Annotated in this window: 15 protein-coding genes and 2 pseudogenes; 6 read left to right on the top strand and 11 right to left on the bottom strand. The window is 60.7% G+C overall.

Annotated elements, in window-relative coordinates; genetic code table 11:
* Positions 1-255: 255 nt before the first annotated feature.
* Positions 256-2,109, bottom strand: a complete 1,854-nt coding sequence (gene ilvD, locus QZY07_RS23440) for a dihydroxy-acid dehydratase (RefSeq protein ID WP_295408166.1) — start codon at positions 2,107-2,109, stop codon at positions 256-258.
* A 151-nt stretch (positions 2,110-2,260) separates the two neighbouring features.
* Here ilvD and QZY07_RS23435 point away from each other — a divergent pair, with 151 nt between their 5' ends.
* A complete protein-coding gene (locus QZY07_RS23435; RefSeq protein ID WP_363184752.1) occupies positions 2,261-2,854 on the top strand; it encodes a thiol:disulfide interchange protein DsbA/DsbL in 594 nt (197 codons plus the stop codon).
* A 42-nt stretch (positions 2,855-2,896) separates the two neighbouring features.
* Here the strand turns inward: QZY07_RS23435 and QZY07_RS23430 are convergent.
* The 4 genes and pseudogenes from QZY07_RS23430 to QZY07_RS23420 form a co-directional block, all read right to left on the bottom strand.
* Positions 2,897-3,362: pseudogene (locus QZY07_RS23430) on the bottom strand (putative PEP-binding protein); the annotation flags it as partial.
* Between the two features lie 31 nt (positions 3,363-3,393).
* Positions 3,394-3,465, bottom strand: a pseudogene (locus QZY07_RS27585) (hypothetical protein); the annotation flags it as partial.
* Positions 3,466-4,515 (bottom strand): DUF977 family protein, encoded by a 1,050-nt coding sequence (locus QZY07_RS23425; protein ID WP_295408162.1) that lies wholly within the window; start codon positions 4,513-4,515, stop codon positions 3,466-3,468.
* A 144-nt stretch (positions 4,516-4,659) separates the two neighbouring features.
* Positions 4,660-5,199 (bottom strand): hypothetical protein, encoded by a 540-nt coding sequence (locus QZY07_RS23420; protein ID WP_295408160.1) that lies wholly within the window; start codon positions 5,197-5,199, stop codon positions 4,660-4,662.
* 42 nt (positions 5,200-5,241) lie between these two features.
* Between QZY07_RS23420 and QZY07_RS23415 the strand changes: the two genes are divergently transcribed.
* On the top strand, positions 5,242-5,730 hold the full coding sequence (locus QZY07_RS23415) for a hypothetical protein (RefSeq protein ID WP_295408158.1): 489 nt from the start codon (positions 5,242-5,244) through the stop codon (positions 5,728-5,730).
* A 46-nt stretch (positions 5,731-5,776) separates the two neighbouring features.
* Here the strand turns inward: QZY07_RS23415 and QZY07_RS23410 are convergent, their stop codons facing one another.
* The 5 genes from QZY07_RS23410 to QZY07_RS23390 all read right to left on the bottom strand — a co-directional run bounded on the left by QZY07_RS23410 (position 5,777) and on the right by QZY07_RS23390 (position 7,753).
* On the bottom strand, positions 5,777-6,112 hold the full coding sequence (locus QZY07_RS23410; RefSeq protein ID WP_295408156.1) for a hypothetical protein: 336 nt from the start codon (positions 6,110-6,112) through the stop codon (positions 5,777-5,779).
* A 359-nt stretch (positions 6,113-6,471) separates the two neighbouring features.
* Positions 6,472-6,834: a nucleotidyltransferase domain-containing protein gene (locus QZY07_RS23405; protein ID WP_295408155.1), complete on the bottom strand. Its 363-nt coding sequence runs from the start codon at positions 6,832-6,834 to the stop codon at positions 6,472-6,474.
* Positions 6,835-6,918: 84 nt separating this feature from the next.
* Complete coding sequence (locus tag QZY07_RS23400; protein WP_295408153.1) at positions 6,919-7,161, bottom strand: DUF2442 domain-containing protein; 243 nt, start codon at positions 7,159-7,161, stop codon at positions 6,919-6,921.
* 5 nt (positions 7,162-7,166) lie between these two features.
* Positions 7,167-7,421, bottom strand: a complete 255-nt coding sequence (locus QZY07_RS23395; protein WP_295408151.1) for a DUF4160 domain-containing protein — start codon at positions 7,419-7,421, stop codon at positions 7,167-7,169.
* Between the two features lie 74 nt (positions 7,422-7,495).
* Entirely contained in the window at positions 7,496-7,753 is a 258-nt protein-coding gene (locus tag QZY07_RS23390) for a type II toxin-antitoxin system VapB family antitoxin (protein ID WP_295408149.1), read from the bottom strand.
* Between the two features lie 189 nt (positions 7,754-7,942).
* Between QZY07_RS23390 and QZY07_RS23385 the strand changes: the two genes are divergently transcribed.
* The 3 genes from QZY07_RS23385 to QZY07_RS23375 all read left to right on the top strand — a co-directional run bounded on the left by QZY07_RS23385 (position 7,943) and on the right by QZY07_RS23375 (position 9,559).
* The gene (locus tag QZY07_RS23385) at positions 7,943-8,746 is read left to right on the top strand and encodes a formylglycine-generating enzyme family protein (protein ID WP_295408147.1); all 804 of its coding nucleotides are present in this window, start codon (positions 7,943-7,945) and stop codon (positions 8,744-8,746) included.
* A gap of 101 nt (positions 8,747-8,847) precedes the next feature.
* Positions 8,848-9,210 (top strand): diversity-generating retroelement protein Avd, encoded by a 363-nt coding sequence (avd, locus tag QZY07_RS23380; RefSeq protein WP_295408145.1) that lies wholly within the window; start codon positions 8,848-8,850, stop codon positions 9,208-9,210.
* Between the two features lie 64 nt (positions 9,211-9,274).
* Complete coding sequence (locus QZY07_RS23375) at positions 9,275-9,559, top strand: hypothetical protein (RefSeq protein WP_295408143.1); 285 nt, start codon at positions 9,275-9,277, stop codon at positions 9,557-9,559.
* 363 nt (positions 9,560-9,922) lie between these two features.
* Here the strand turns inward: QZY07_RS23375 and ppsA are convergent, their stop codons facing one another.
* On the bottom strand, positions 9,923-12,298 hold the full coding sequence (ppsA, locus tag QZY07_RS23370) for a phosphoenolpyruvate synthase (RefSeq protein WP_295408141.1): 2,376 nt from the start codon (positions 12,296-12,298) through the stop codon (positions 9,923-9,925).
* A gap of 589 nt (positions 12,299-12,887) precedes the next feature.
* Between ppsA and QZY07_RS23365 the strand changes: the two genes are divergently transcribed.
* Positions 12,888-13,226, top strand: a 339-nt coding sequence (locus QZY07_RS23365) for a hypothetical protein (protein ID WP_295408139.1), incomplete at its 3' end; no start/stop codon positions are given.

Raw genomic sequence — 13,226 nt, 5'->3', positions numbered from 1 at the left:
GCCGATGCTAGTGTGGGGCCTCCCCATGCGAACGTAGGTTACCGCCAGGGCCCTCTCCCCAACACCCCCGTCTTTGCCAAAGGACGGGGGTGTTGCTTTGCGCACACGAAAAGCATAACCACCCAGACGCGATCCGCCGCCGCTCGGCCTCGACAGACCCGCTCTGGGTTTGAGCCGTCAGGGCCGATCGCCCTGACGACAGGTCCGCGCCGGTCGGCACAGGATCCCTGGTGGCTGGAAGCTGGCAGCTCCGGATCAGACGGTCATGAGCTGCGAAACGTCTCGAACCGCGCCATGGGCGGCGCTGGTCGTCAGCGCGGCATACGCCTTCAAGGCGGATGAAATCTCGCGCCGACGCTCAAGCGGCTTCCAGGCGTCAATCCCTTTTGCGTCCATGGCGGTGCGACGTTGCGCAAGCGTGGTCTCAGGGACGATAACCTCTATGCGTCGCGTCGGGATCTCGATCTCGATGAGATCGCCCTCCCGCACCAATCCAATCAGACCGCCTTCGGCGGCCTCTGGTGAGACATGTCCGATGGATAGCCCAGAGGTGCCGCCCGAAAAACGGCCATCGGTGATCAATGCGCACGCCTTGCCCAGTCCCTTGGATTTGAGATAACTGGTTGGATAAAGCATCTCCTGCATGCCCGGACCGCCTTTTGGTCCCTCGTAACGAATCACGACGACGTCGCCCGGTTTGATCTGGTCTGCCAGGATGGCCGTCACGGCGTCTTCCTGACTCTCGAAGATCCGTGCCGGACCGCTGAAGCTGAGGTTGGCCGCGTCCACGCCTGCGGTTTTAACGATACAGCCATCCTCGGCCAGGTTGCCGAACAGGATGGCGAGTCCGCCGTCGCGGCTGTAGGCGTGCTCCAGATCCCGGATACAGCCATCCGCGCGATCCAGATCCAGATCGGACCACAGGGCGTTCTGACTGAACGCGACCTGGGTCGGGATGCCGCCCGGAGCCGCCAGATAGCGTTGACGCGCCTTTTCCTCCTGGCTGATCGCCACATCCCAGTGCGCGATCGCCTCGCCCAAGGTGCGGCTGTGCACGGTCAGGCAATCGCGGTGGAGCAGTCCGGCACGATCCAGTTCGCCAAGGATGCCGATCACGCCGCCGGCCCGGTGGACGTCCTCCATGTGGTACTTCTGCGTGGATGGCGCGACCTTGCACAGATTCGGCACCTTACGGCTCAGACGGTCGATGTCCGTCATGGTGAAGTTCACCTCGCCTTCATGGGCCGCGGCGAGCAGATGCAGAACCGTGTTGGTGGAACCGCCCATGGCGATATCCAGGCTCATCGCGTTTTCAAAGGCGTCAAAGGTCGCGATCGAGCGCGGAAGGGCGCTGGCATCGTCCTGCTCGTAGTAGCGTCGCGCCAGTTCGACGATCAGCCGTCCGGCCTCCAGGAACAGATCCTTGCGACTGGCATGCGTGGCCAGCAAGGAGCCGTTGCCCGGCAGACTGAGACCCAAGGCTTCGGTCAGACAGTTCATGGAGTTGGCCGTGAACATACCGGAACAGGAGCCGCAGGTGGGGCAGGCGGAGCGCTCCAGTTGCGCCACGGTCTCGTCTGTTTCATTGGGATTGGCGCCGGCGATCATGGCGTCGACCAGATCGAGATGATGCTCGCCATCGGCGCGCAAAATCTTGCCCGCCTCCATGGGACCGCCCGACACGAACACGGCTGGAATATTGAGACGCAGCGCGGCCATCAGCATGCCGGGGGTAATCTTGTCGCAGTTGGAAATACAGACGAGCGCGTCCGCACAATGCGCGTTGGCCATGTACTCGACAGAATCCGCGATGATCTCCCGCGACGGCAGCGAATAGAGCATCCCCTGATGACCCATGGCGATACCGTCATCCACCGCGATGGTATTGAATTCCTTGGCCACGCCGCCGGCCGCCTCGATTTCGCGCGCGACCAGTTGGCCCAGATCCTTGAGATGGACATGGCCGGGAACAAACTGCGTGAACGAGTTGACCACCGCGATGATCGGTTTCTCGAAGTCCGCGTCCGTCATGCCGGTCGCGCGCCAGAGTGCGCGGGCGCCGGCCATGTTGCGGCCATGGGTCGTGGTGCGTGAGCGATATTGGGGCATGTGAGATGACCTGAATGCTTGGAATGAAACTATCCGAAGTATACTCGGGGCCTTGTTGAAATTTCTGTCCTGGAGATTCCCGATGCTGTTGAGTCGTCGCCGTTTCAATCGATCCATCTTGAGTGCCTTGGGGGGCATTCTAGGTGCATCCATGTTGTCGCCCGCATTGGCGGATCTGCTCGAAGGGCGCGACTGGCGCCTGATCGATCCACCTCAGCCCAGCGATACTCCGGGAAAAATTGAGGTACTGGAATTTTTTTCCTATGGCTGTCCGCATTGCAGCGATCTCAATCTCATCGTCAATTCTTGGTCGAAAGGACTGGCTGCGGACGTGTCCTTTCGCCGGGTGCCGGTAAGCTTCGGTCGTGCCGCCTGGTCGAGTCTGGCGCAGTTTTACTATGCGCTGGAGAGCACGGGCGACCTGGAACGGCTGGATCAGTCCGTTTTCGACGCATTGCACAAGCAGCGGCTTCGGCTTTTCACGAAACCCGCGATCCTGGATTGGGTGGTCGAACATGGCGTGGATTCAAAGGCATTCTCGGATGCCTTCGACTCCTTCGATGTCCAGACCAAGCTGAGTCGGAGCGATTATCTGGTCGGCCGCTATCGCATCGACGCCGTGCCGACGATCACGGTTGCTGGGCGCTATGCCGTGCTTGGACGCGAGGTCAAGGCATTGCCGGAATTGCTGACCATTGCCGACGGACTCATTGCCAAGGCGCGTGCCGAAGGCATCGCTGGCTGATGTCCGGACAGAAAAAATCCCCCAGCGGGGGATTTTCGATGGTCAGAGGGTTTTGGCCTGCTCGGCCAGATAGATCCAGGTATCGATCACGGTATCCGGATTCAGCGAGATACTGCTGATTCCCTCCCTGAGCAGCCAATCGGCAAAGTCCTTATGGTCGGACGGACCCTGTCCGCAGATCCCGACATACTTGCCCTTGGCGCGGCAGGCCGCGATGGCCATTGACAGCATTTTCTTCACGGCCGGATCGCGCTCGTCGAAACTCTCGGCGACCAGACTGGAATCGCGGTCGAGCCCAAGCGTGAGCTGAGTCATGTCGTTGGAGCCGATCGAGAAGCCGTCGAAATACTCCAGGAACTCGTCCGCCAGCACCGCGTTGGACGGCAGCTCGCACATCATGATCAGACGCAGCCCGTCCTTGCCGCGCCGCTAGGGCCTCGACGACCGCCTTGGCCTGTCCGAGCGTGCGCACGAAGGGGATCATGATCTCGACATTGGTCAGGCTTATCGGTCGCATCGTTGCCGCCGACGACGGCGGGGACGCCCAGTTCGCGCGCGATGATGGCGGCATGACAGTTGTTGACCAGTACCTGGTGAAGACGATGTATCATTCAGCGCAGATCGTACCAAACCCCACGGCCACTGCCGTGCCGATTCAGCGTTCCGCGTTCGACCAGGGTGCGGAAGTGTTGCTTGATCGTGTTGCGGCTGGCGCCGGTCAGCTTGATGGCCTCGCCCATGGTGATGCGGCCGTGCTCGCGGGCAAACTCAACGATCTCGATCTGCAATTCAGGCATGGTCGCCAGCACGATCTTCTCGCGCTCGACCTTCTTCTCCAGCCGCCGGACCTGCTCTGACAGGGAGCGCAGGAAGAACTCCAGCCACGGCTGCCAGTTCGGCGACGCCGTGCGGATCGTGCCCTGGGTCTGGCGCAGCGCAAGATAGTAGGCTTCCTTGCTCTGCTCAATCACGCTTTCCAGCGAACTGTACGGCACATAGGCATAGCCGGCTTGCAGCAGCAGGAGTGTGGTCAGTACCCGTGAGAGCCGCCCGTTACCGTCCTGAAAGGGATGGATTTCCAGAAAGACGACGACACAGATGGCGATGGTCAGCAGCGGATGCAGTCGAGCGGTTTCGCGCGCCTGATTCATCCAGGCCACCAGATCGGTGATCAGGCGGGGCGTATCGAAGGGCGAGGCCGTCTGGAACACGATACCGATCTGCGCCCCGGTTTCATCGAAGGCGGCGATGCTGTTCGCGTGGGTCTTGTAGTGGCCGCGATGCCGGGCGTCCTTCTCGCTGTGGCGCAGCAGGATCTGGTGCAGCTGCTTGATGTGGTTCTCGGTGAACGGAATGTCCTGCCACGATGAAAAGACCAGATCCATCAACTCGGCGTAACCGGCGACCTCCTGTTCGTCGCGGGTGGCGAATGACTGGATCTCCAGATTCGACAACAGCCGTTCCACTTCCCGATCAGACAGCCTGCTACCCTCGATTCGGGTCGAAGAACCGATGCTCTCGATGGTGGCCACCCGCCGCAGGGCTGACAGACGGTCAGGCGCGAGCGTACCCAAAGCACGCCAGGCACCTTTGAACTCGTCGATCCTGGCGATGAGATTCAGGATCTCGGGGGTGATCTGGAGGGTGTCGGTGTGCAGCATCAACCAATATTACGCCCATTTACACCCATTTTTTAGTTCCTAAACCGCGCCAATTTACCCGGTCGTCGATGCTGACAACCGCGCCGCCGACATGATCGGCGTGCAAGGTGCGATCATGGACAGCAAACCGGAATCTATGGCATTTTATCGGCGCTTCGGGTTCATCCCGTTGACAGACGATGGCTTGAAGCTCGACCTGCCGATCAGCACGATCAAAAGGCTGGACGAAGAGAATCGACACGCCGCTCCCCCGCTCTGAAAAGACGGGTTTGCCGCGATTCCAGCCGCTTGCGTCGCCGACAACCTGCCACGGATCTTGCGTATGAAGAACAACGGCGTTTGCTTACGGCTCGTTTTATCCATGCTGGCTATGACCGCCAGTCTGCTCCTGACCGTTCCGTCTGATGCTTGGGCCGCATTTGCCGGCAGCCGCGCCAGTGCATCCTCGGCAACCCGGATCACAACACCCAATAAATCGGCTGTCTCCACATCCAGCAGCACCACCAAGCCGGTCAACCGGTCGAGCAAAACGACCACGACGCCCAAATCGGGCGTTAAACCCACTTTCAAACCAGATAAGCCCGTCAAAACCCCGAAAAAACCCACATCCGCTGGCAAAACGCCGACAAGCGTGAGTGCCACGCCATCATCTTCCGACCAGCGTTTCGGCGCGCCGCAGTCCAAGGCTGAACTCGAAAAACCCGCGACAACTACAACGCCTAAGTGTTGAAAGGCCAGCCCGATCCCTACAAAAAACTCATGGCCGATTCCGAGAAAAAATCCATTGCCGGGCCGCCAGGGTCGGATCTGGCGGCGATGGTCAAGGTGCGTCCCTCGGTGGGCACGGGCTACCGCCGCGAAGCCAATCAGGAACTGGCGAACAACGCGCCGTTACAGAGCGAACTCGCCGCGCGTTTCGCTCGCGAACAGGGCAACATGCAGGGGCAATTCGTGCCATCGCAAAAAAACGACAAGAGTCGCTACAGCAATCCCTATGTCTTGCGTCCAGATGGCAGCAAGGTGGAACTGGAATGGCATCACAGTCCGAACCATATCGGCACGGTGTCCCTCATCCCCAAGGAAGATCACCGCTTAGGCGAGGGCGGCATGGAACGCCTGCATTATATCAACCCGCAAACCGGCAAGGCGCAGGGTGGGGATAACCTTTACACGGTGCCCCGCCCGCCAGCACCACCGGCGGCGGCACAGCCATAATCCCAATGCGCCCGGAGCGCCGCCAGAATGGCGCTCCGGGCCGGGATTAACGCACCAGGGTATCGCTACTGCCCTTGAGGACGAAATCCACGTTCACGTTGCCGCTACTCGGCAGGCGGTGGCGGCCCAGACTCTGACCATTGATATACAACTCCACCGATTCGCCGCAGGCCGAGTCGCCCAATTCCAGGGTATAAAAGCCGCCGCGCGGCGACGTCGTCTGGCTGTTCCAACTGCTCGATACCCGCGCCGTGCCATCGACTTGCGAGCCGTCGGTGCGGCTGGTGTTGCCCCCTGGAAACCGCAGGCCAGACTGGTGCCGGACAGGACGCTTGCCGCCAGCAGGACGACGGCGAATGCCGATTGACGCATGATGAATCATCCTTCAGGGTGATGGACCGCTCGGCGATCCGGTTTGGCGGGCGTTGACCCGATTGGCTACGCACGCGACAGAGTCTCGCAGAATGCCAGAAAGCTGTCGGCTTCCTCGCGAAGCGTCACTGTTATTAAGTTAAGCCGTTCGTGGTGAGCCTGTCGAACCATGAACGGCTTTAAGCTCAGAGGTTTAGGATTTTCCGTTCACCCTTCGACAAGCTCAGGGCGAACGGAAAATCCTTAACTTAATAGCAGTGTCGCGAAGCGTGGCATGGATCACACTCTCCGGGGCATCGTCCGCGCTCAACTGGTTTGCCTGCTCCAACAGGCGGCGCGCCTTGCCCCGATGTTCGTCTGCAGTCGTGGTCACAGGATCACGCCCTCGTCGGCGATGCGATCAAGCAGAAGCGGACTCACGCCGTGCCCGTCCTCGGAGAGCGCCAGCGGATGGATGGTCTCGCCGCTATCGACGATCAGGTCATACGCCGCATCCGCCAATTGCCGCGTATCGCGGCTTGACGCCCGTCCGGCGACGAACACCGCCACGTCCCAGTCCGAATTGGGTTTGGCATCGCGTCGCCCGCGTGAGCCGAACAGCACCACGCGCGTTACACGCCCGGGCAAGGCGCGTTCGGCGCGCTCGCGAAAACGACGCATCAGATCGAGATCGCCAGCCTGCCTTGCCCCGGCGACCGGCTGCTCATGCGCGTTTGCACCACGGTTTAACAACCCCCGATCCTCCCGAGGCGAGAGAACCGGCGGACGTTCGCCTGGGCGACTAGCCCGCCGGCCTCGGATACTGAACCACTCGGCTCAAGCCGCCTGCTTGTCTTCGACAAAGCCCGCGTACCGGTACAGGGTCTTGGGTTCGATGTCCACACGGCCATGCAGAAACTCCAAACACCCCCACTCCGGATCGATGCGTGCGGTCTGGACCTCGCTCAATGCGACATGCTGACCGATCAAGTCCTGTAGATCGACCTCTCGGCGGTCGCCATTGTCGAAGGTAAGCGCAAAGCAGTACGCATCCCGGTGTTCAATGTGCCGAAGCCTCATCAGTCTCACTCCAATGGCTGAATGGGATGGAAATGTTGCGTCTTCCACATGTCGGTCAACTCATCCTGATGTAACTCGGCCCACTCCCGGACGAGTTGGCGGCATTTCCTCGGTAAGTGACCGTCGATCAGATTCAGGTTCTCCAGTTCCATCACGGCCTGATGGTCACCGTACTTGATATGAATATGAGGCGGCGGATGTTCACGGTCAATCAAGTACATCCTGATGACGATTCCGTAGAAGCGGCAGATTTCGGGCATTGGGTTCGCCATTATGGTGAGAGAGTCGGCGGACGTGCGCGTGAGCGATGGATTTGAAGAAGCGAACCGGCGCATTATCGAGCTGCCGCAGGCTGTCGATCCACACCGAGGTATCGATCAGATACACCTCGGGGATGCTCCTGGCGCAGCGCCTTGTAGTCGTAATCGGGATCGATCTCCACGGTGCCAAAGAGATCGGAGAGATCGGGGCGGCGGCGGGCGGCGATGAACTCGCGCAGCGCGAGATCCAGCAGCTCGCGCTTGCTTTTGACCTCGACATAGCGCATGGCCTCTTCGACCAGTGCCTCATCCAAAACGATATGGGTGCGCATCGTATGATCTTTCGTTTGCGTGACGGGAAGCATCGAGTTTAGCGCGTCAGCGCTGCTCAGGCGCGGCGGTCAGCAGATTCTCGAACGCCAGCACCTGCGGCCAAAGATTGCCCTGACGTTTCATTGGGTACACTTGGCCTCCCGGCGCGGTCGCGTCGGGAGATTATTCAATCCACAGGAATCCATCTCATGCGTCACACCCTGCTCGCCCTGTCCCTGCTCGCCACCGCGCTGCCCGCGCTGGCTGAGGACGCCGACACCTACACCAACGACCTTGGCATGGAGTTCGCCCTCATCCCCGCCGGTTCCTTCATGATGGGCTGCAATGCCAGTTTCGAGAGCTGCGGGAACAATGAGTTGCCGCAACATCGGGTGCGCATCGACACGCCCTTCTATCTGGGCGTGACCGAGGTGACCCAGGAGCAGTGGGTGAGCGTTATGGGTAACAATCCGTCCAACTTCAAGAGACGTCGCACCAACCCGGTGGAGCAGGTGTCCTGGCACGACGCGCAAGCCTTCATCCGCGCCCTGAATACGAAGGAAGGCTGTAGCGGCTGCTACCGCCTGCCGAGCGAGGCCGAGTGGGAATACGCCGCGCGGGCGGGCACCACCACCGCCTACTGGTTCGGCGACAGCGCGGATGACCTGGGACAATACGCCTGGTTTGATGACAATTCCAACGAGAAGACCCATCCGGTCGGTCAGACGCCGGCCAATCCCTGGGGGCTGTACGACATGCACGGCAATATCTTCGAGTGGGTGCAGGATTGCTATCATGAGAGCTATTCCGGCGCGCCGACGGACGGCAGCGCCTGGGCGACGGGTTGTGACAAAGACAGCAGTGGCAACGCCTATTATGGGCTGCGCGGCGGTTCGTGGATCCTCAATGCGATCAAATGCCGGGCCGCCACCCGTTACATCAACTCGCCCGATGTCCGCAATAACTACCTCGGCTTTCGGGTCGTGCGCGTGGTTTCGCCAGGACTCCGTTGACCCTTTTCACTTGAACCCTTTGGCCCTTTATCCTCTCTTCTCTCTTCTTTTTTCCTTCCGTCTGCGCGTCAGCGCAGACGATTTTTTTGAATGCCCCGCCCATGTCGATGCCCACCAAAAAACTGTCGATCATCCAGAAAATGTACGATTTCATCCAGTGGTATGTGCCGCTCCTGAACAAACTGCCGCGCCAGCACAAGTTCGCGCTGGGCGAGCGCATCGTCACGCTCCTCTACGAGATCCTGGAGCAACTGATCGCCGCCAAATACGCGCGCGAGAAACTGGCGCTGTTGCAGGGCATCAATGTCCGGCTGGAGGTGCTGCGTTATCAGACCCGCCTGCTCTACGATTTCCGCCTGATCGCGGTCAACCGCTATGAGTTCGCCGCCCAGGCCACGCATGACATCGGCGTCGAACTGGGCGGCTGGATCCGGCAGCAGAGCGGGCGGGGCGCGGGACAATGACGGCACCGCTCTGAGATTCAAGCGACTGCCAAAGGCCAAGAGCCATACAACACAGGAAAGCGAGATGAGCTATCGCGTACTGGTCGACGACAATTATCACTACCAGGATGAAGACGAAAAACCTTACGAACATGGCGTCTATCAAACGGCAGAGGAAGCCATCGACATGTCGCAGAAAATGGTTGATGACTATCTGCACGCGGCCTACAAATCCGGCCTGCAAGCAGATGAGCTTTACAGGATTTACACCCGTTTTGGGCCGGATCCGTTTATCGAAGGGACGCTCTGTTTTTCTGCTTGGAACTATGCCAAACAAAGATGTGAAGAAATATGCGGCGCCTCTGGATGAAAGGCCGGTTCATCGGTCATCCACAGCCCGAAAACAGGCCAAATACTTGACGTTACTGCCTGACGGCGTCTCAACGAATATGACCACCCACGATATCGGAGTCGAGCTGGGCGGCTGGATTCGGCAGCAGGGCGGGCGGGGCAAGGCCGGATGAGCGAAGGCAGATCAATCCGCTGGAAGCGCAATCCAGACAGGCTCAAGCGTTCGCGGGGAATTGAAATGCGGATGGAAGACCTCTGGTTTGATTCGTTCAGCCGGAATTCTGGCAAAACCTAGCGGTTGCGGCCATCTATCTACAAGCACCAATTGCAAAAATCCCCCATCCGGGGGATTTTTTGGTTCATGCGCTTTAGACGGACTGGATCAGAGCGTCTTCGCCTGCTCCGCCAGATAGATCCAGGTATCGATCACGGTATCCGGATTCAGCGAGATACTGCTGATGCCTTCTCTGAGCAGCCAATCCGCAAAGTCTTTATGGTCGGACGGCCCCTGTCCGCAGATGCCGACATACTTCCCCTTGGCGCGGCAGGCCGCGATGGCCATCGACAGCATCTTTTTGACCGCCGGATCGCGCTCGTCGAAGCTCTCGGCGACCAGACTGGAATCGCGATCAAGTCCAAGCGTGAGCTGTGTCATGTCGTTGGAGCCGATCGAGAAGCCGTCGAAATACTCCAGGAACTCGTCCGCCAGCACCGCGTTGGACGGCAGCTCGCACATCATGATCAGGCGCAGTCCGTCCTTGCCGCGCTCCAACCCCTGGGCCGCCAAGGCATCGACCACCGCCTTGGCCTGTTTGAGCGTGCGCACGAAGGGAATCATGATCTCGACATTGGTCAGACCCATGTCGTTGCGCACCCGCTTGAGCGCCTCGCATTCCAGTTCGAAGCAGTCCTTGAAGCTCTCGGCGACATAACGGCCGGCGCCGCGGAAGCCGATCATGGGGTTCTCTTCCTCCGGCTCGTAACGCTTGCCGCCGATCAGGTTGGCGTATTCGTTGGACTTAAAGTCCGACATGCGCACGATCACGGTGTTGGGCGCGAAGGCGGCGGCCAGGGTGGAGATGCCCTCGGACAGCTTGGCGATGTAGAACTCGCGCGGGCTGGCATAGGCGGCGATGCGCGGGGCGATCTGCGCCTTCAGCTCGGCGGGCAGGCGGTCGAATTCCAGCAGCGCCTTGGGATGGATGCCGATCATGTTGTTGATGATGAACTCCAGCCGCGCCAGACCGATGCCGGCGTTCGGCGTGGCCGAGAAGGCGAAGGCACGGTCCGGGTTGCCCACGTTCATCATGATCTTGACCGGAATCTCCGGCATGGCCGTGAGTTCGATCGTCTTGTAGTCGAACGCCAGGTTACCGTCGTAGATGTAACCGGTATCGCCCTCGGCGCAACTTACGGTGACCTGCTGGCCTTCCTTGACCACCTCGGTGGCGTTGTTACAGCCCACGACCGCCGGGACGCCCAGTTCGCGGGCGATGATCGCCGCGTGACAGGTGCGCCCGCCACGGTTGGTGACGATCGCTGCCGCGCGCTTCATGATCGGCTCCCAATCGGGGTCGGTCATGTCGGTGATCAGCACGTCGCCCGGTTGAACCCGGTTCATGTCGGCGATGCTCGCGACGACCCGCGCGGTGCCGGCGCCGATGCGGCTGCCGATACTGCGACCGCTGGTCATCACCGGCCCTTTCTCGCGCAGCACATAGCGCTCGATGATGTTGCCCGAGCGGCTCTGGACCGTCTCGGGACGCGCCTGCACCACGTAGAGCTTGCCATCAGTCCCGTCCTTGGCCCACTCGATGTCCATCGGGCGACCGTAGTGCTGCTCGATCTGCATCGCCTGTTTGGCCAGTTCCATCACTTCCGCGTCGGTGATGCTGAACAGCGGGCGATCGGCCTCCGGCACCGGCTCGGTACGTACCGGAGAGGCGGCGCCTTCCTCGGCGTAGACCATGCGGATCGCCTTGTCGCCGACGGTGCGGCGCAGGATGGCGGGACGCCCGGCGGCCAGCGTCGGCTTGTGGACGTAGAATTCGTCCGGATTGACCGCGCCCTGCACCACCATTTCGCCCAGACCATAGCTGGAGGTGATGAAGACGGCGTCGCGAAAGCCGGATTCGGTGTCGAGCGTAAACATGACACCGGAGGCGGCGAGATCGCTGCGCACCATGCGCTGGATGCCGGCCGAGAGGGCGACATTGCGGTGCTCGAAACCCTGATGGACGCGATAGGAGATGGCGCGATCATTGAACAGCGAGGCGAAGACCTCGCGAATCCGGTGCTTGATGTGGTCGATGCCGTGGACGTTGAGGAAGGTCTCCTGCTGTCCGGCGAAGGAGGCGTCCGGCAGATCCTCGGCGGTCGCCGAGGAGCGCACGGCCCAGGAGACGTCATCGGTTCCGGCCTCGGCGGTCAGCTTGGCATACGCCGTGTCGATGGCGGTTTCCAGCGCGGCGGGGAAGGGCTGCTCCATGATCCAGCCGCGGATCCGTGGGCCGGCCTCGGCCAGCGCCGCGAGATCGTCGACATCGAGCGCGTCGAGCACGGTCTGGATGCGCTCATCGAGGCCGTCCTTGGCCAGGAATTCGCGGTAGGCGTCGGCCGTGGTCGCGAAACCGCCAGGCACCTGGACCCCGAGATGGGTCAGATTCTGGATCATCTCGCCCAGCGAGGCGTTCTTGCCCCCCACCACGGGTACGTCGTCCATTCCAAGGTCGCTCAGCCAGCGGACGTAATCGGTCATCGTGTTTGTTCTCCGGTCTTTTCAGTAGAATACTTGAGGGACGCTCGGCTGGACGCCTGGGGCGTTGCAGGGCAAGGTCGATGCGACCGAGGCTTCGTGTAGGATCAGATACGACCGCATGGCGCGGGCCTGGAGAGACGAAGCCCCGAAACAACGGGTAAATATAACGCACCAGGGAACCAGCCGTCCCCGGACTCCATCAATCTTGAGGATTTAATAACCCGTGATCGTGGAAGGAAAATTTGGGGAGCGGGGTGGACGGTTAGCTCCGCCTTGTCCCCTGGGTTGTTCGTGGCAAGCATCGCCAAGACGTTGTAATCGCGACTTATTGACTGTTCAATAAGGTAATTTTTGCCAGGCGACGAAGGCGCTCATGCGGGACACGCAGGCTATCTTGTGACTGGAGGAGCTAACTGACGCTCTTCTGTTGCGGGATTGCCATGACGAGCTTGGGGTGCAGGCGTCTATCGGCTTGATCCTGATGTGGCATTCTCGCTTGAACCAATGCGTTCGTTCAGGCAGCCTAGATGGGCTTAACCTGTCATCTCTTATTTTTTAGACTCGATATCCGAACAAGAGGATCAGTCCGATGAGTGAAGTCATGCCCGGACTCGCGCAAGCGCGAGCCATGCTGGGGAACATCGATAGCAGCAAGATGATCGTTGGTGGCGTGGGCGTGTTAGTTGTCCTGGGGGCAATCTACGTCTTCTCCGCCGATCAACTTGCTGGCGACCAGGTTCAACTCAATCCAAAGCAGGTGTCCGCGAATCTCGCGCGGATCGGGAGCGTTACCCTGGTTCAGCCGCCTCCGCCACCGGTTGCGGCACCCGCTCCCGCCGCCGAAGCTCCGGTCGACGCCGCTCCGGTCGACGCCGCTCCGGTCGACGCCGCTCCGGTCGACGCCGCTCCGGTCGACGCCGCTCCGGTC

It is taken from the genome of uncultured Thiocystis sp., from assembly GCF_903866365.1.
Taxonomy (GTDB): Bacteria; Pseudomonadota; Gammaproteobacteria; order Chromatiales; family Chromatiaceae; genus Chromatium.
This window is presented reverse-complemented; position numbering and strand designations above follow the sequence as displayed.